Annotated in this window: 16 protein-coding genes; 9 read left to right on the forward strand and 7 right to left on the reverse strand. The window is 71.1% G+C overall.

Annotation, left to right across the window (positions count from 1 at the left end; genetic code table 11):
• Positions 1-36: 36 nt before the first annotated feature.
• Both ACFUPX_RS42260 and ACFUPX_RS42265 read right to left on the reverse strand, forming a co-directional pair.
• The gene (locus ACFUPX_RS42260; protein WP_383334736.1) at positions 37-216 is read right to left on the reverse strand and encodes a hypothetical protein; all 180 of its coding nucleotides are present in this window, start codon (positions 214-216) and stop codon (positions 37-39) included.
• 126 nt (positions 217-342) lie between these two features.
• Positions 343-1,839, reverse strand: a complete 1,497-nt coding sequence (locus ACFUPX_RS42265; RefSeq protein ID WP_383334738.1) for a M1 family metallopeptidase — start codon at positions 1,837-1,839, stop codon at positions 343-345.
• A gap of 242 nt (positions 1,840-2,081) precedes the next feature.
• On the opposite strand from ACFUPX_RS42265, the gene ACFUPX_RS42270 reads away from it, so the two are divergent.
• Positions 2,082-2,237, forward strand: a complete 156-nt coding sequence (locus tag ACFUPX_RS42270; RefSeq protein ID WP_383334740.1) for an SCO1431 family membrane protein — start codon at positions 2,082-2,084, stop codon at positions 2,235-2,237.
• On the opposite strand, the gene ACFUPX_RS42275 is transcribed toward ACFUPX_RS42270, so the two are convergent.
• The 3 genes from ACFUPX_RS42275 to ACFUPX_RS42285 are packed head-to-tail and all read right to left on the reverse strand — an operon-like array spanning position 2,215 to position 4,720.
• Positions 2,215-3,135: a hypothetical protein gene (locus tag ACFUPX_RS42275; RefSeq protein WP_383334742.1), complete on the reverse strand. Its 921-nt coding sequence runs from the start codon at positions 3,133-3,135 to the stop codon at positions 2,215-2,217. The two genes, ACFUPX_RS42270 and ACFUPX_RS42275, sit on opposite strands and share 23 nt — an antisense overlap.
• The gene (locus tag ACFUPX_RS42280) at positions 3,132-4,115 is read right to left on the reverse strand and encodes a DUF6114 domain-containing protein (protein WP_383334744.1); all 984 of its coding nucleotides are present in this window, start codon (positions 4,113-4,115) and stop codon (positions 3,132-3,134) included. Before ACFUPX_RS42280 ends, ACFUPX_RS42275 begins: the two co-directional genes overlap by 4 nt.
• The gene (locus tag ACFUPX_RS42285) at positions 4,106-4,720 is read right to left on the reverse strand and encodes a DUF6230 family protein (RefSeq protein WP_383334746.1); all 615 of its coding nucleotides are present in this window, start codon (positions 4,718-4,720) and stop codon (positions 4,106-4,108) included. The genes ACFUPX_RS42280 and ACFUPX_RS42285 overlap by 10 nt, the downstream gene beginning before the upstream one ends.
• Before the next feature lie 133 nt (positions 4,721-4,853).
• On the opposite strand from ACFUPX_RS42285, the gene ACFUPX_RS42290 reads away from it, so the two are divergent.
• A complete protein-coding gene (locus tag ACFUPX_RS42290; protein WP_383334748.1) occupies positions 4,854-5,516 on the forward strand; it encodes a TetR/AcrR family transcriptional regulator in 663 nt (220 codons plus the stop codon).
• Positions 5,517-5,601: 85 nt separating this feature from the next.
• Here the strand turns inward: ACFUPX_RS42290 and ACFUPX_RS42295 are convergent, their stop codons facing one another.
• Positions 5,602-6,891: a glycoside hydrolase family 18 protein gene (locus ACFUPX_RS42295; protein ID WP_383334750.1), complete on the reverse strand. Its 1,290-nt coding sequence runs from the start codon at positions 6,889-6,891 to the stop codon at positions 5,602-5,604.
• A 193-nt stretch (positions 6,892-7,084) separates the two neighbouring features.
• On the opposite strand from ACFUPX_RS42295, the gene ACFUPX_RS42300 reads away from it, so the two are divergent.
• The 3 genes from ACFUPX_RS42300 to ACFUPX_RS42310 all read left to right on the forward strand — a co-directional run bounded on the left by ACFUPX_RS42300 (position 7,085) and on the right by ACFUPX_RS42310 (position 11,598).
• The gene (locus tag ACFUPX_RS42300) at positions 7,085-8,443 is read left to right on the forward strand and encodes an acyl-CoA dehydrogenase family protein (protein WP_383334752.1); all 1,359 of its coding nucleotides are present in this window, start codon (positions 7,085-7,087) and stop codon (positions 8,441-8,443) included.
• A gap of 842 nt (positions 8,444-9,285) precedes the next feature.
• Entirely contained in the window at positions 9,286-10,413 is a 1,128-nt protein-coding gene (locus tag ACFUPX_RS42305; protein WP_383334754.1) for a hypothetical protein, read from the forward strand.
• A gap of 93 nt (positions 10,414-10,506) precedes the next feature.
• Positions 10,507-11,598 (forward strand): phosphotransferase family protein, encoded by a 1,092-nt coding sequence (locus tag ACFUPX_RS42310; RefSeq protein ID WP_383334756.1) that lies wholly within the window; start codon positions 10,507-10,509, stop codon positions 11,596-11,598.
• A gap of 3 nt (positions 11,599-11,601) precedes the next feature.
• On the opposite strand, the gene ACFUPX_RS42315 is transcribed toward ACFUPX_RS42310, so the two are convergent.
• Entirely contained in the window at positions 11,602-12,045 is a 444-nt protein-coding gene (locus ACFUPX_RS42315) for a hypothetical protein (RefSeq protein WP_383334758.1), read from the reverse strand.
• Positions 12,046-12,244: 199 nt separating this feature from the next.
• Here ACFUPX_RS42315 and ACFUPX_RS42320 point away from each other — a divergent pair, with 199 nt between their 5' ends.
• The 4 genes from ACFUPX_RS42320 (at position 12,245) to fxsA (ending at position 16,421) form a co-directional block, all read left to right on the forward strand.
• Positions 12,245-12,685: an Lrp/AsnC family transcriptional regulator gene (locus ACFUPX_RS42320; RefSeq protein ID WP_030789227.1), complete on the forward strand. Its 441-nt coding sequence runs from the start codon at positions 12,245-12,247 to the stop codon at positions 12,683-12,685.
• Between the two features lie 57 nt (positions 12,686-12,742).
• Positions 12,743-14,386: an amidohydrolase gene (locus ACFUPX_RS42325; protein WP_383334760.1), complete on the forward strand. Its 1,644-nt coding sequence runs from the start codon at positions 12,743-12,745 to the stop codon at positions 14,384-14,386.
• Positions 14,387-14,877: 491 nt separating this feature from the next.
• Positions 14,878-15,717, forward strand: coding sequence for a polyprenol monophosphomannose synthase (locus ACFUPX_RS42330; RefSeq protein ID WP_383334762.1), 840 nt, complete (start codon positions 14,878-14,880; stop codon positions 15,715-15,717).
• A gap of 119 nt (positions 15,718-15,836) precedes the next feature.
• On the forward strand, positions 15,837-16,421 hold the full coding sequence (fxsA, locus tag ACFUPX_RS42335) for an FxsA family membrane protein (protein ID WP_383334764.1): 585 nt from the start codon (positions 15,837-15,839) through the stop codon (positions 16,419-16,421).
• Positions 16,422-16,492 lie beyond the last annotated feature (71 nt).

Below are 16,492 nucleotides of genomic sequence, written 5' to 3' on the forward strand. Positions count from 1 at the left end.
CCCACACGTGTGGGAGGGGCCGTCGCGCTGATCGGGCTACTTCGCGTCAGGTGTGCCCCGGCGCAGTCGGGCCGCCTTCTCGTCCACCTCGGCCTGGGACGTGCCTGCCCGCACGACGATCACCGCCTGGGAGCCGTCGGGCAGTGTCGCCTCCCGCATCTCCGTGCCCAGCAATTCGGGCCGCTTCCGCTCCTGCTCGTGGTCCTGGTCCGGCATCAGACCTCCCAGCTCGACGGGGGCCCACCGTAACCACGGATCAGCCGCGGATCCCTCCGTACGAGCGGCCGACAGGCCCTTTCACACGAACGCCGCCGCCGGACGACGGAACCCGGCGGACGGTCCTCAGCCCTGGACCGGATCCACCACCCAGTCCGGGTGCCCCGGCATCGGCGGCGTCTTCGAGCCGTACAGCCACGGATGCAGGAAGCCCTCCAGGTCCTGGCCCGCGACCTTCGACGCCAGGTCGATGAACTGCTGCGTGCTCGCGGTCCTGCCCCGGAAGCCGCTCACCCACGCCCGCTCGATCTTCTGGAACGTGGCGTCGCCGACCTGCTCCCGCAGGGCGTAGAGGACCAGTGCCGAACCGTCGTACCGCATGCGCTTGAAGAGGTTCGGCTCGGTCGGCTCGGCGGGGGCGCCGTAGTCGCGGCGCCACTGGTCGTGGGCCGCGTAGGCGGTCTTCATGGCGGCCTCGAAGCTGTCGCCGCCGTGCTCCTCGGAGTACATCCGCTCGTAGAAGCGGGCGTGCCCCTCGCTCACCCACAGGTCGGACCAGCCCTTCAGGGCGACGCTGTCGCCGAACCACTGGTGGGTCAGCTCGTGCACCATGTTCCGCTCGGCGTCGACCTTCGTGCCCAGGAGGTCGGCCTTCGGGATGAGCGAGAGCGTCTGGGTCTCCAGGGCGACGGCCAGGTCCGTGTCGCCGACCAGGAGGCCGTAGCGGTTGAAGGGGTAGGGGCCGAGTTTGCTCTGGAGCCAGGTGAGGTGGTCGGGAGTGAGCTTGCGGTACTCCGCCGTCGGCTCGACCAGTGCGTCCGGGACGACGTCCCGCAGCGGAAGCCCGCCGGGACCCTTGCCGTCGACGAGCTTGAACTTGCCGATCGCCATCTGCACCAGCTGCGTGGACAGCGGCTGTTCGGAGTCGTACGTCCAGCGCACCCGGTCACCGGGACGCTCCGCGCGATCGACCAGCTTGCCGTTCGCCACCGCCGTCAGATCCTTGGGCGTGGTGATGCGGAAGGTGATCGGCGCCCGCTGGCTGGGATGGTCGTTGGCCGGGAAGATCAGCCGCGCTCCGTTCGGCTGCGGATAGACCACCGTGCCGTCGGCGGTGGGGATCCATCCGTAGTCCTCGATGGCGTCGTCGCGGTGCCGCGTCTGCGTCGGGTCGGCGGTGTACGTGACCTTGGCGGTGAACGTACGCCCCTTCGCGATCGAGGACTTGGGCGTGACCGTCAGCTCGTCCCCGTCGCGGGACGTGCGCGCGGCCGAGCCGTCGATCTTCACCCCGTGCAGGGTGTTGCCCCCGAAGTCCAGGTTGAAGCGGGAGAGCGACTGGGTGGCGGTCGCTCTGATCGTCGCCGTCGCCTCGAACGGCGTCTTGGGGGCCTGCCAGTCGAAGTCCAGGGTGTAGCGGTCGACGCGGTACCCGCCGTTCCCGTCCAGCGGGAACATCGGGTCGCCCAGGCCGGGCGCGCCGGGCCCGGGGGTGCCGGATGCGGAAGGCGCGGCCTGCGACACCGTGCCGGTGAGGGCCGCCGTCACGGTGACGGCGGCCGCGAGGGCGAGCCGCGCTCTGCGGCGGGGCGTCCGGTACGTGCCCATCCGGTTCGTGCTCATCGGAAACCTTTCGGTCGGAAGGTTGCGCGGACGAGTCGGCGGGGGTGCGCCTGGGGGTGTGCCCCACCGCTGGTAGTGAGACGCACGGCACACGGCCCGAGTTGCGCGGAATCCGGCCTTTGAGTGACCAAGCTCTCGCCCGCGGCAGTCGCTTCCGATGGCAAGGTGGACGGGTCAGTGGGGGGAAGTCCACTGCCGGACGTCACGCCGAGAGGCGGGACGCATACCTATCGAGTGATGCCATGACCGCTGCCACAGCCACTGCCTCCGCACAGCCCCGCGCGACCACGCGCACCGGCGGGCCCAAGGAAGACGGCCCCAAGGTGCTCGAGCACGTCCTCGGCTGGACGCTCGTCGTCGTCCTGGCGATGCTCGTCACGCAGACCGGTCTGATGTGACCCCGGTCTCGTGGCTGTCGCCGTACGGGCCCGGATCGAGATCCGCCCGCCAGTGCCGGTGCGGTACGCCCACCAGGCCGTAGAGCCAGCGCACGGGCGAGCGCCGCGACAGCAGCGTGAGCCCCGCGAGGACCGCGAACAGCGGCAGGCCGATCCAGCCGCCCAGGAGGCGCACGAGGACGCTCGCGATCAGCGCGCCGACGAACGGCAGGCCGTAGACCCCGGCCGCCGCGATGGCGATCGCCAGGAACCGGTGCACCTTGCGGTCCTCGTCCGCGCCGGGCAGTGACCAGCCCTCCATCAGCCAGCCGATCTCCGTCAGCAGCATCGTGCCGATCACGGCCGCGCCGAACACGAGCAGCGCGAGGAACGTCCCGGACGTCAGGAAGTCCAGTACGTGGTTGACGACGCTGTCCCGCCGCCAGTCGGCGAAGTCCCGCGCGTCGGGGGAGAAGAGCCGCTCGTAGCCCCTGCCGTCCCAGCCGTGGATCAGGGTCCCGAAGAGCAGGAAGTACCCGCCCACGCACTGGAGATACGCCCAGTAGCCCGCCCCCACCAGGACGAGCGCCTGCGCCACCAGGAACCCGAGGATCGCGGCCACGGGAATCCCGCCCGCGTAGAAGAGCACGAACCCCGCCCACACCCCCTCGTGCCCCTGCGCGACGTGCATCGTCGCCCACGCCGGGTTCTGCCAGAGCAGGAAGAGGCCCGTCGGCACCATCAGGACCGCCGCGAAGAGCGCCGTGAGCGCCAGATACGGATTGGCGGCGCGGCTGCGCGTGCGCGGTCCCTCGCCCGCGTTGATCCGCTCCCACACCTGGAGCTGGCGCCCCGCCGCGAGAGCGAACGTCGCCCCGATCGCGTACGCCCAGAAGAGCGCGGACTGGATCTGGATCATGCCGATGCCCGCAGGGTGAGCCCGCCCGCGACGATCAAGTCCGAGGTGACGAGGGCCTGTTCGGCCTCGACGTCGGTCATGAAGACGAACGGCGGCACGACGGGCGGCACCGGCAGCTTGTCGGGCGTGAAGGTCAGACAGAGCAGCCCTTCGAGGCAGCCCTTGAACTTGGTCAGATAGAGCGTGACGGAGCCGCTGAGGTCCAAGGTGTCCGCGCCCAGGGCGAGTTCGTCGGATCCGTCGCGCGTCTTCATCCGGTAGTCGGTCAGCGAGGCGGCCTTCATCTTCAGGACCATCACCTTCAACGGGCCGTCGGCCGTGGGGATCTCGCGTACGCCGGCCAGGATGAAGCCCTGCGGCGAGAAGAGCGTGGTGGTGATCGTCGGCGGTGTCCTCGCCGCCACGACCGCGTCGCCGGGCGCCGCCCTCGCCGGAGTGCCGCCCCACAGCGTAGCCCCCACGAGGAGCACCGGAAGCAGGATGCCCAGGGTCCGCGTGCCCTGCCCGTCCCGCACCCTCGGCGGCCGCTCGGGATCCGCTTCCGTGTCCTGGGGCACCGGCGTCCAGCCGAAGCCCATCGCGCTGCCCACGATGCCGAGCACCATGCCCACCAGGAACCCGCCGAGGTTGGTCGCCGCGAACGAAAGCACCGACAGGATCAGGGCGTTGACGCTCACATAGTGGTGGGCGTGCGGCAGGAGCCACAGGAAGATCCCGGCGGCGATCAGGGCGAGGCCGATGCCGATCGCCGCGAGGCCGCCGAGCCCCAGGCTGACCAGGACCGTCAGCGGCGACAGCGGCACGAGGAGCAGCTCGGCGCCGCCGAGGATCAGCAGCAGCCCGCCCCAGAAGGGCCGGGTGCGCCGCCATCCGCGCAGCACCCGGCGTGGTTCACGCAGCGGCAGCCGCTCGTCGAGCCAGCCGCCGCCGTCTCTGCCCCACGCTCTGACCCCGGCTCTGCGGCCGCCGGTCAGAAGCACTTCTTGCCGCCGATGCTGACGTCGAGCTTCATGCCCTTGAGCCGGAAGTTCCCGCCGGTCGCCGACCAGGCGTGGGACTTCACCCCGGAGACGGTGATGTCCCCGGCCTGCAGCCCGAACTTCCCCTTCTCGCCCTTGACCCCGGGCACCTCGTCCAGGGTCGAGGCGTCCCGGCCGATCTCGGCGGTCCCGAAGCGGGCGTCACCCTCCAGGTCCTCGCCGTCGATGATGAGGTTGCTCGCGGTGACCTGGCCCGCCGCGCCGCCCGCGGTCAGCTTGAACACCACGGTGCCCACCGGGGTCTTGACCTCGGCCGCCTGGCAGATGTCGGACAGGGTCGCGTCACCGATCCCGAGGAGCGCCACCGGGTGCCCCTTGCCGTCGATGTCCCGGTCGGTCTGTACGTAGGAGGACAGGCCCTGGCTGGTGAGCTTGCCGGACGAGACCTGGAAGCTGGTGCCGGAGACGGCGAAGGAGGCGGCGAGCGCCCCCTCGGCCATCACGGAGGCCATCGCTCCGACGGCCAGGACGGCCGGCAGGGCCACGACGGCCGTTTTCTTCCAGGAGGTTCTGCCTTCACCTAAAGGGGTACGCGCTGCGCTCATGGGTCTTCCTCCCGTACGTCGTCCACGTGCGTAGGGGGAGTGCGGTGATGCGCGCCTTCGGGCAGCGAACCGGCAGGTGGCACGCTTCTGCCATACTGCGCACACCCGAGGCAGTTGGAGACTAGGGCCGAAATTGAATAATAGTCAACAGCGCGACGCAGGCCGTCCCGTGGACGCCCGCCCGCAGGCACGCGGCACCGACCGCTCCGTGGCGCGCCGCGCCGAACTCATCACCATCGGGCGGAAGTTGTTCGCCGACACGTCCTACGACGCGCTCTCGATGGACGACATCGCCAAGCAGGCGAGCGTCGCCAAGGGGCTGATCTACTACTACTTCAAATCCAAGCGCGGCTACTACCTCGCGATCATCGAGGACTCCGTGGCGGAACTGGTCGCGCGCGCCGGACGCCACGACGACCTGCCGCCCGTGGAGCGCGTGCACAGCACCGTCGACGGCTATCTGCGCTACGCCGAACACCATCAGGCCGCGTACCGCACCATCATCAGCGGCGGCGTCGGCTTCGACGCCGAGGTGCACGCCATACGCGACGGGGTGCGCAAGGCGCTGATCGACGCGATCGCCGACGGGGCGTACGGCCGCCGCGACATCCCGGAGCTCGCGCGCACGGCGCTGCTCGGCTGGCTGTGCAGCGTCGAGGGCGTCACGCTCGACTGGATCGGCCGGCAGGGCCTGGCGCGCGAGACGGTCTGCGACCTGCTCGTGCGGACCCTCGGCGACTCCTTGCGCGTCATCGAGGAGTTCGAGCCGTCCTTCCCGGCTCCGCCGCGGCCGTGAGGTCCGAGGTCCGAGGCATCGGGCCTGAGGCATGAGGAAGGGGCGGGAGCCGTCGGCTCCCGCCCCAACTACCGCGTACGACAGATCAGTTGATGGCCTTGATCAGTTCGCCGTCGGCCGTGTCGCCACTGAGCTCCCAGAAGAACGTGCCGCCGAGGCCCGCCTGGTTCTTGTAGTCCATCTTCCCCGCGATGGTGGCCGGGGTGTCATAGCTCCACCAGTTGGTCCCGCAGTGCGCGTACGCGGTTCCGCCGACCGTGCCGTTGGCCGGGCACTTGGTCTTGAGTTCCTTGTAGTCGTCGATGCCCGCCTCGTACTTGCCCGCGGCGGCGCCGGTCGCGGTGCCACCGGGCTCCTTCTGCGTGACGCCCGTCCAGCCACGGCCGTAGAAACCGATGCCGAGCAGCAGCTTGTCGGACGGGACGCCGAGACCCTGGAGCTTCTTTATCGTGGCGTCGGTGTTCCACGTCGCCTTGGGCGCGCCCTCGTACGCCTTCAGCGGCGAGTGCGGGGCGGTCGGGCCCTTCGCGTCCCATGCGCCGAAGTAGTCGTACGTCATCGGGTTGTACCAGTCGACGTACTGGGCGGCGCCCGCGTAGTCGGCGGCGTCGATCTTGCCGCCCTCCTCGGCGTCGGCCGGGATGGCCGCGGTGACGAGGTTGTCGCCGCCGAACTTCGAACGCACCGCGGACATCAGGTCCTTGTACGCGGCGCGCCCGCTGGTGTCACAGGTCAGGCCGCAGGCGTTGGGGTACTCCCAGTCGATGTCGATGCCGTCGAAGACATCGGCCCACTTGGAGTTCTCGACCAGGTCGTAGCAGGACTGGGCGAAGGCCGCGGGGTTCTTGGCGGCCTCGGTGAAGCCGCCGGACCAGGTCCAGCCGCCGAAGGACCAGAGGACCTTGAGGTTCGGGTGCTTGGCCTTGAGCTTGCGCAGTTGATTGAAGTTGCCGCGCAGCTCCTGGTCCCAGGTGTCGGCCTTGCCGTCGACGGACTGGTCGGCGGTGTACGCCTTGTCGGTCGCCGCGTAGGCGTCGCCCGTTGTGCACTTGCCGCCCTGGACGTTGCCGAAGGCGTAGTTGATGTGCGTGAGCTTGTCGGCCGATCCCGACGTCTCGATGTTCTTGACGTGGTAGTTCCGGTCGTAGACACCCCACTCGGTGAAGTATCCGACGACCTTGGAACCGGCTGCGGCCTTGGAGCCGACGGCGGCATCGGAACGGGCTGCCGCGGAGCTCGCGGCCTTCTCGGACCCGGTGTCGGGCCCTGCGGCGGCGGTGCCCGCGCCTGCGAGCAGGCCCCCGCCGAGCACGGCACAACACGCGGTGGCGACGAGCGCCCGGAAGGGGGCGCGGGGGAGGTGCGGTCTGAGCATCGTTTCTCCTCGTGGGGGGAGAGGGCGCATGGGGGGACATGGTGCTGTTGACCTGCGGGTGCCAGACGACGTGAGTGAACGTTGAATTGGCATGAACGCGGTAAAGCGCTCGGCTGGACTCTAGGAGGACTAGACCAGTGGGGTCAATGGTTCGGACCAATTCCGCGCCCCTCTTGCGGCCGTCGGCTATCTTTTGAGTAAGCGGTCGTTAACTAGTGACTGGCCGCCGCTGATCGGGCATACTCAACGCGCCACAGCCGCTGGTCACAGCGCCTTCCGCGACCCGGGAGGGCACCACCGGCCTGGCCGTGAGACACGGTGGCGCCGCACTACCCCGCGGGCCCGCCGCAGTGCCGAAAGGGAGGATGCGATCGCCATGCCTGAGCGAACCTTGCAGCAGCCGGTTGACCGTCAGCTGCCCACAGACGAGGCGCGGGATCTCTTCTCGCTCGTCCGTGAACTCGTCCAGCGGGAGATAGCTCCCCGCGCGGCCGAGGAGGAGGACGCCGGGCACTTCCCGCGCGAAGTCTTCACCCTTCTTTCCGAGTCCGGACTGCTCGGACTTCCGTACGCCTCCGAATTCGGCGGCGGCGACCAGCCGTACGAGGTCTATCTCCAGGTCCTGGAAGAGCTCGCCGCCGCCCGGCTCACCGTGGGTCTCGGCGTCAGCGTCCACTCCCTGTCCTGTCACGCGCTCGCCGGGTACGGCACCAAGGAGCAGCAGACGGCGCACCTTCCCGGGATGCTGGGCGGCGGCCTGCTCGGGGCGTACTGCCTCTCCGAGCCCGCGTCGGGTTCGGACGCGGCGTCCCTGCGGACGAAGGCCGTGCGTGAGGGCGACGACTGGGTGATCACCGGTACGAAGGCATGGATCACGCACGGCGGCGTCGCCGACTTCTACACCGTCCTGGCCCGCACCGGCGGCGAAGGCGCCCGCGGCATCTCCGCGTTCCTGGTGCCGGGCGACGCCGATGGCCTGCACGCGGCGCTGCCCGAGAAGAAGATGGGCATGAAGGGCTCACCCACCGCCCAGATCAACTTCGACGGGGTACGGGTCTGTGACGCCCGCCGCATCGGCGAGGAGGGCCAGGGCTTCGCGATCGCGCTCTCCGCGCTCGACTCGGGGCGGCTGGGCATCGCGGCCTGTGCGATCGGCGTGGCGCAGGCGGCGCTCGACGAGGCGCTTCGATACGCCACGGAGCGGCGGCAGTTCGGGCGGGCGATCGCGGACTTCCAGGGCCTTCGGTTCATGCTCGCGGACATGGCGACGCAGATCGAGGCGGGCCGGGCGCTCTACCTGGCGGCGGCGCGGCTGCGCGACGCGGGCAGGCCGTTCTCCAAGCAGGCGGCCATGGCCAAGTTGCTGTGCACGGACGCCGCGATGAAGGTGACGACGGACGCCGTTCAGGTGCTCGGCGGCTATGGCTACACCGCGGACTTCCCGGTGGAGCGCTTCATGCGCGAGGCCAAGGTGCTGCAGATCGTCGAGGGCACCAATCAGATCCAGCGGATGGTCATCGCACGTCACCTCGCGGGTCCCGAGTCGCGCTGAACTGGCCGTGCCTGACCAGCGGCGCCGCGAGCCGCACCCACTCCGGGTCGTGCCGCCCCGGCAGGGTCTTGCCCCGCTCGGCCCAGCTGCGGATGAGGGCGCGGTAGATGGGCGGATCCTGTAGCTGCGGCGGCTGAGGCTGGGGCGGCTGTTGCGGCGGTTGGGAATACTGCGGCGGCTGTGAGTACTGCGTCGGCTGAGGGCGCTGGGGCCACTGAGGAACCGATTCTTCGGTGGGCGGGGCAGCCGTCAGGAGGGTGCGCCTGCGGCGGCCGGTCGGCGGGTGCGAGACGGGCATCGGCGTGGGGGTGGTCATACGGGGCCAACGCGCACCGCGGGGAGCGGGTCACCGCTCGCGGGATTCGAGCGTCAGTTCGTGAGTGACCCATGCCGCTCGTGGGTGGGCCGCGGCGCGGCTCGCAGCACGGCTCGCGGCGCGGCTCGGGGCGCTTCTCGCGGCGCCCGGCGAGGTGCGGTGAGCGCTCCCCGTGAGGCTCGGCGAATAGCCCTCCCGCGAGGCCCGGCAAACGCCCCCCTCCGCGAGGCCGGGCGAGCGCCCCTCGTGAGGTTCGGCAAACGCCCCCCTCCGCGAGGCCCGGCAAGCGCCCCTCGTGGGGCTGGGTGAACACCCCCGCGACGCCCGGCAATTGCTCCCACGGCCCCCGCCGCCAGTGCCCCCGCGACGCCGCGCCCCGCGCGATCCGTACGGACCCGCTCCCTTCGCGAACGCGGGCTGACACGTGTCTGGCTCCGGCACGTGGTCTGACGTACCGTCAACTCCGCGCCGGGGGTCCCGCATCCGCGTGGGCCCGTCAACTGCCGTGCGCCCAGGGAGGTTTGCCGTGGCCGACGACCGACCCGTTCCGCTCGACGAGTACCCGATCCATCAGGTGCCGCTGTCCATGAAGCAGGTCGCGACGGGCGACCGCAATGCCTACGACCGCTGCATCTTCCACCTCTTCGACCACGAGGGCCGCGCGCTCCTCATCCTCGGGCTCGGCGTCTACCCGAACGTCGGTGTCATCGACGCCTACGCCACCTTGCGCAGAGGAGATACGCTCCACGCCGTACGCGCGTCGGACGCGCTCGGCGAAGACCGGATGAACCTCTCCGTCGGTCCGCTGACGATCACCGTCGAGGAGCCGCTGCGGCGCCTGCGTCTGAGCTGCGCCGCCGATCCCGACGACCCCGACTCCCTCTCGTACGACATCACCTGGACCGCCGGCTTCCCCGCCCTCTGGGAGCCGCACCACATCCAGCGGCGCGGCGACCGGCTCTCCCTCGAAGGGCGCCGCTTCGTCCAGGCGGGCGGCTGCGAAGGGGTGATCCGCGTCGGCGGCGACGAGATACCGGTGAGCGCGGGGGAGTGGACCGCGACCCGCGACCGCAGCTGGGGCGTGCGGCCGATCCCCGGCGAGGAACGCGGTCGCCTGGAGGAGGAGTTCGGCACCGAGGGCTTCCACTGGATCTGGAGCCCGGTGCGCTTCGAGGACCGCTTCCTGATGGTCATCGCCCAGGAGGACGCGGACGGCTACCGCACCCTCAACGAGGCCACGCTCGTACGCCCCGGAGCGCGTGACCGTCAACTCGGCTGGCCCCAGGCCGACATCACCTACCGCTCCGGCACCCGCCACCCCGAGAGCGCCGTCATCCACCTCACCGACCCCGAGGGACGCAAGCCGCTGGAGCTCGGCGTCGAGGTCCTCACCTCCCTGCCGCTCGCGGTGGGCGCCGGCTATCCGCCCGCCGACGACTGGCAGCACGGCACCTGGCAGGGGCGCGGCTGGACCGACCGCCGCGACTACGACCTGTCGGACCCGAAGGCGCACCCCCGGGCCGCGTACGGGGTCATCGACCACGCCGCCCGCTTCACCCTGGGCGGGCAGACGGGGTACGGGATCTTCGAGCACGGCAGCTTCGGCCGCCACGACCCGAGCGGCTTCACCGGCTTCGACTCCGTGGCCCCCTGAGGTGCGCCGATCCCTGAGATCCACGGCCCTCTGAGATCCACGGCCCTCTGAGATCCACGGTTCCTGAGATGTACAGCTGAGAGGAGCTCCGCGATGGCGACAGCACCGCGTCCCCGCACCACCACCCGCGACCCGGAGGAGCTCGCCCGCAGGCTCACGGCCTGGCTCGGCGCGCGGCTGCCCGGCGCCAAAGCCACCGGCGTGCGGGCCCCCGAGTCCAACGGCATGTCGAGCGAGACCCTCCTCTTCGACATCGAGCACCCTCAACCGCCGCTGCGGGCCTGCGCGTTGCGCGTGGCGGCGGACCCGGCCGCGTACACGATCTTCCCGGTCTACGACCTTCCGCGCCAGCACCGCACGATGCGGCTCGTCGCCGACCACACCGACCTGCCCGTGCCGCGCGTGCTGTGGCTGGAGGAGGATCCGGGGCCGCTCGGCGCACCCTTCTTCGTCATGGAGCGGATCGAGGGGCGCGTGCCGCCGGACGTCATGCCCTATACGTACGACGGGAATTGGCTGCATGCGGCGACCGACGCCGAACGTGCGCACCTGGAGGAGGCCTCGATCGGGCTCCTGGCCCACCTCCACGACCAAGTGCCCGTCGCCGAGGCCGAGTTCCTGACCCTGCCGGGCGAGGGCAGCCCGCTGCGCCGACACGTCGGCGCCCAACGGGCGTACTACGACTGGGTGGTCGACGGCCTGCCCCGCTCGCCCCTCATCGAGAGCGCCTTCGACCGGCTCGAGGACTGGTGGCCCGCCGACGAGGGCGAGACGGTCCTCAACTGGGGTGACGCGCGCATCGGGAACGTCATCTACGACGGCTTCGACCCCGCGGCCGTACTGGACTGGGAGATGGCGGCGCTCGCACCCCGCGAGGTCGACCTCGGCTGGATGGTCTACCTGCACCGCTTCTTCCAGGACCTCACGGTGAGCTTCGGGCAGGACGGCCTGCCCGGCTTCCTGCGCCGGGACCGCATCGAGGAGCGTTACGCCCGGCTCACCGGCCACACACCGCGGGACATGGACTTCCACACGCTGTACGCGGCGCTGCGGCACGCCATCGTCATGCTGCGCGTCGCCTACCGCCAGGTGCACTTCGGCGAGGCCGCGGTCCCCGAGGACCCGGACGCGCTGATCCTGCACCACGCCAGCCTGGAGGCCATGGTGCAGGGCAGCTATTGGTAGACGTCAGGCCGCGGAGCGCCCGTCCTGCTCCGGCACGCGGCGCGGGCGCGAGCTCTGGCCGCCGACGTGCGAGAAGGGCTGCGTACGCCAGTCGAGTCCCTGAGGCAGCGTCAGGAGCAGGGCGGTGTCCTGCTCCTGAGCCTCCATCGTCTCGTCCGCGGGCTCCGCGTCGGCCGCCGGGCGGCCCGTGCCCGCACACACCGTCAGGCCGAACGGATTCCACCGGGTGGCGCACAGCGCGTGCTCGGGCAGGACGTCCTCGTCGGCCAGGAGCGCGATCGGCTGTGCGCAGTCCGGGCACGTCACTCGGTACATCTCGAAGGTGTTGTACGCGTCGAACTCGGATTCACCCGGTTCGACGCCCTCCGATACGAGTGCCGACGCGGATTCATCGGAGCGCTGCTGCTTGCTGCGGGCAGGGCGACCGGGGCGCTTCAAGTTCTGCATGGGATTCTCCCCCTTGGGTGGGCCGAGAAGGCGCTGCGGCCTCGACCACAGCAAGCACTTCCCGTCCCGTCGTAGAGGTAATCGTGGCATCCCTTTGGACACGGTCACAGGTATGTGGCGTTCGTCACATGCCCGGAGAAGATGCCGCCGCCGTGCCGACAGGTATCCGGAGGGATCAAGAGCCCTGTAGGTTCAGCGCATGGAGGAGCTGGACCGACAAATTGTGCAGCTGCTCGTCAAGGACGGGCGGATGAGCTACACCGACCTGGGCAAGGCCACGGGCCTGTCCACATCGGCCGTGCACCAGCGTGTGCGCCGCCTTGAGCAGCGAGGCGTCATCCGGGGCTATGCCGCCGTGGTGGACCCGGAAGCCGTCGGGCTGCCGCTCACGGCGTTCATCTCGGTGAAGCCGTTCGACCCCAGCGCGCCCGACGACATCGCCGAACGCCTCGCGGGCGTCCCGGAGATCGAGGCGTGCCACAGCGTGGCGGGCGACGAGAACTACATCCTCAAGGTGCGCGTCGCGACCCCCCTGGAACTCGAACACCTGCTGAGCCGCCTGCGCGCACTCGCCGGCGTCTCCACGCGGACCACGGTCGTGCTCTCCACGCCGTACGAGGCCAGGCCCCCGCAGGTCTGAGCGGCCCGTGGGCGACCCCTGCGCGGGGCCCGCACCCCGAGGGGCCAGACTGGTCCCATGAGCGAGAGCACCACCCCCCAGAACGGCCCTGAGGGCCACCGCACCGTGCTGCTGCGCGGCGGAGACGTCCACAGCCCCGCAGATCCGTTCGCCACGGCGATGGTCGTCGAACGCGGGCACGTGGCCTGGGTGGGATCCGAGGGCGCCGCCGACGCGTTCGCCGACGGCGTGGACGAGGTCCTCGACCTCGAAGGAGCCCTCGTCACTCCCGCGTTCACCGATGCGCACGTGCACACCACGGCGACCGGACTGGCCCTGACGGGACTCGACCTGACGGGCTGCCGCTCCCTGGGCGACGCGCTGGCGCTCGTACGCGGACACGCCGCCGCCAGGCCGCACGACCGCGTCCTGCTGGGGCACGGCTGGGACGCCGCCCGCTGGACGGACGGCCGCCCGCCCACGCGCACCGAACTCGACGAGGCGTCCGGCGGGCGTCCCCTCTACCTCTCGCGCATCGACGTCCACTCGGCCGTCGTGAGCACCGCGCTGCTCGACCTCGTCCCCGGTGTCACCGGGCGCACCGGCTTCCACGCGGACGCGCCGCTGACCGCGGACGCCCACCACGCGGTGCGCGCCGCCGCCCTCGGCGCCCTCACCCCGCAGCAGCGCACCGAAGCCCAGCGTGCGGCCCTGCGGCATGCCGCGTCCCTCGGCATCGGCTCCGTGCACGAGTGCGCGGGCCCGGAGATCTCCGGCGAGGACGACCTCACGGGTCTCCTCCGTCTGGCCGCCGACGAGGCCGGTCCCCGCGTCGTCGGCTACTGGGCCCAGCAGGGCGCGGAAGGCGTCGCCCGTGCAAAGGAACTGGGTGCCGTCGGCGCCGCGGGCGATCTCTTCGTCGACGGCGCCCTTGGCTCGCACACCGCCTGCCTGCACGAGCCGTACGCCGACTCCGGCCACACCGGCACCGCCTACCTGGACGCGTCCGCCGTCGCCGCGCACGTCGTCGCGTGCACCGAGGCGGGGGTCCAGGCGGGCTTCCACGCCATCGGCGACGCCGCGGTGACCGCGGTCGTCGAGGGCATCCGCGCGGCCTCGGAGAAGGTCGGCCTGGCCCGCGTGCGCGCCGCCAGGCACCGCGTCGAGCACGCCGAGATGCTCACCCCGGAGACGATCGCCGCCTTCGCCGAACTCGGCCTCACCGCCTCCGTGCAGCCCGCCTTCGACGCCCTGTGGGGCGGCGACGACGGCATGTACGTCCAGCGCCTTGGCGCCGAACGGGCCCGCACCCTCAACCCGTACGCGGCCCTCCTGCGCACCGGCGTCCCGCTGGCCTTCGGCTCCGACAGCCCGGTCACCCCGCTCGACCCCTGGGGCACCGTCCGCGCCGCCGCGTTCCACCAGACCCTCGAGCACCGGGTGTCGGTGCGCGCCGCGTTCACCGCCCACACCCGGGGCGGCTGGCGGGCCATCGGCAGGGACGACGCGGGCGTCCTGGTGCCGGGAGCGCCCGCTGACTACGCCGTCTGGCGGACCGCGGATCTGGTGGTCCAGGCCCCGGACGACCGGGTCGCGCGCTGGTCGACCGATCCACGCTCCGGCACCCCCGGTCTGCCCGACCTGACGCCGGGCGCCGAACTCCCCGTCTGCCTGCGCACGGTCGTCTTCGGAAAGCCGGTCTTCGTACGGCCACAAGAGTGATGTCCCGGCGGTGCGTACCGCCGATCGCGGTCCGTTGGCGCGTCGCACGACCTGCGTATCCTCGGCACTGACCTGGCTGTTTTTGGAATCGTCCCAGCTCAAACGGCTATTGACAGAACGCCGCCGTCGGCCGGTAGGTTCGGCCGGGTCCACCACAGGACGTCCGACCGGAGAATCTCCACGCAACCGTCGAACGCCGCTGGGCCATGGGCGGTGTGCCGCACCGGCGCACCACCACTGGGAGCCAGGTCCAGCGCCCGCGCCGCGGATGCGAGGGAACGTTCCACCGGGCCGGCAGGTGTGACCCGGGTGGGGCCCGGACGCTCAGTAGACAACGGCTCTCGGTCGACCCGCAGCCAGCGGGCCCCAGGTCGGCCCGAAGGGTGTGCCGGGCCCCGATCCGCAGTACTCCCCTCAACCGCCCGTGCCGCCGTGGCCTTGATGGAAGCGGCCACTATGGTGGTCCTCTGCGTACGAACGAAGGGGCAGTAGTGAACGACGGCGGTGGGGTCTCCGAAACCGGTGACCAGGGGAGGCAGTTCGGCCCGCTCGGCATGGCCTTGGTGATCATTCCGACCTACAACGAGGCGGAGAACCTCCAGTCCATCGTCGGCCGTGTCCGGGTCGCCGTGCCCGAGGCGCACATCCTCGTCGCCGACGACAACAGCCCCGACGGCACCGGCAAGATCGCCGACGAGCTCGCGGTCGACGACGACCACGTCCACGTGCTGCACCGCAAGGGCAAGGAAGGCCTCGGCGCGGCCTATCTCGCGGGCTTCCAGTGGGGCCTGGACAACGACTACGGAGTGGTCGTGGAGATGGACGCCGACGGCTCCCACCAGCCCGAGGAGCTGCCCCGGCTGCTCACCGCGCTCAAGGGCGCCGACCTCGTCCTCGGCTCGCGCTGGGTGCCCGGCGGGCGGATCGTGAACTGGCCCAAGTACCGCCAGTACATCTCCCGCGGCGGCAGTACGTACTCCCGGCTGATGCTCGACGTGCCCATCCGTGACGTCACCGGCGGCTATCGCGCCTTCCGCCGCGAGACCCTCGAAGGCATCGGCCTCGACGAGGTCGCCTCGCAGGGCTACTGCTTCCAGGTCGACCTGGCACGCCGGGCGATCAAGGCGGGCTACCACGTGGTCGAGGTGCCGATCACCTTCATCGAGCGGGAGCTCGGCGACAGCAAGATGAGCCAGGACATCGTCGCCGAGGCGCTGTGGCGCGTCACGGCGTGGGGCGTGGGGGAGCGGGTCGGCCGCGTGGGCCGCGCGCTGGGCCGCAAGGACGCCGAGGGGTCCCAGGACCCCCGGAAGGACCGCAAGAACCCCTGAGCGCCGCATTGGCGGAAAGCCCTGAGCGCCGCTCGACCGGCGGCAGAGGCCCGTCGAGCATGTCCTTGCCGAGCATCCCCCTTATGCCGGTCTGAGCCGGGTCCAGGCACACTGGAGCCATGACGACTGGCGTACCGCCCACCCGACCCGCCCGGCCCCGGCGCTCCCGCGTCCTCAGGTTCCTGCCCCTCGGCGTCGCCGCATGGCTGGTCCTGGAGATCTGGCTGCTCACGGTGGTGGCGGGAGCCGCGGGCGGGCTCACGGTGTTCCTGCTGCTCGTGGCCGGTGTGCTGCTCGGCGGCATGGTCATCAAGCGGGCCGGCCGCCGCGCCTTTCGCGAACTGAGCGAGGCGGTGCAACAGCAGCAACAGGGCGGTCTGGCACCGCACCCCTCCGAGCGGGGCGGTGGCAACGCCCTGACGATGCTGGGCGGCCTGCTGATCATCCTGCCGGGGCTGATCTCCGACGCCCTGGGACTGCTCCTGCTGGTGCCGCCCGTCCAGAAGGCCGTCAGCCGAACGGCGGAGAAGACCTTCGAGCGCAAGGTCCGCGAGGCCACCACCCAGGGCGGCCTGGGCGACGCCTTCCAGCAGGCACGCATGCACCGCCCGGACGGCAAGGTCGTCCAGGGCGAGGTCATCAGGGAGGACGAGCGCCAGGACCGCGGCGCGCACCCGGACGACCCGCAGCTCCCGCCCCGCTGATCGCACCCGGGCCGCCCGCGGCGGGCGGCCCGGAACAGCACGAAGGCCGGGGCCACTGCTCAGCAGTGGCC

The sequence above is a fragment of the Streptomyces sp. NPDC057302 genome, from assembly GCF_042667685.1.
Lineage (GTDB): Bacteria > Actinomycetota > Actinomycetes > Streptomycetales > Streptomycetaceae > Streptomyces.

Bases quoted from the DNA above. Each gene is read 5' to 3' on its own strand.
- ACFUPX_RS42315 (WP_383334758.1), bottom strand. From the start codon at position 12,045: ATGCAGAACTTGAAGCGCCCCGGTCGCCCTGCCCGCAGCAAGCAGCAG.
- ACFUPX_RS42310 (WP_383334756.1), top strand. From the start codon at position 10,507: ATGGCGACAGCACCGCGTCCCCGCACCACCACCCGCGACCCGGAGGAG.
- fxsA (WP_383334764.1), top strand. From the start codon at position 15,837: ATGACGACTGGCGTACCGCCCACCCGACCCGCCCGGCCCCGGCGCTCC.
- ACFUPX_RS42325 (WP_383334760.1), top strand. From the start codon at position 12,743: ATGAGCGAGAGCACCACCCCCCAGAACGGCCCTGAGGGCCACCGCACC.
- ACFUPX_RS42270 (WP_383334740.1), top strand. From the start codon at position 2,082: ATGACCGCTGCCACAGCCACTGCCTCCGCACAGCCCCGCGCGACCACG.
- ACFUPX_RS42265 (WP_383334738.1), bottom strand. From the start codon at position 1,839: ATGAGCACGAACCGGATGGGCACGTACCGGACGCCCCGCCGCAGAGCG.
- ACFUPX_RS42275 (WP_383334742.1), bottom strand. From the start codon at position 3,135: ATGATCCAGATCCAGTCCGCGCTCTTCTGGGCGTACGCGATCGGGGCG.
- ACFUPX_RS42295 (WP_383334750.1), bottom strand. From the start codon at position 6,891: ATGCTCAGACCGCACCTCCCCCGCGCCCCCTTCCGGGCGCTCGTCGCC.
- ACFUPX_RS42285 (WP_383334746.1), bottom strand. From the start codon at position 4,720: ATGAGCGCAGCGCGTACCCCTTTAGGTGAAGGCAGAACCTCCTGGAAG.
- ACFUPX_RS42260 (WP_383334736.1), bottom strand. From the start codon at position 216: ATGCCGGACCAGGACCACGAGCAGGAGCGGAAGCGGCCCGAATTGCTG.
- ACFUPX_RS42320 (WP_030789227.1), top strand. From the start codon at position 12,245: ATGGAGGAGCTGGACCGACAAATTGTGCAGCTGCTCGTCAAGGACGGG.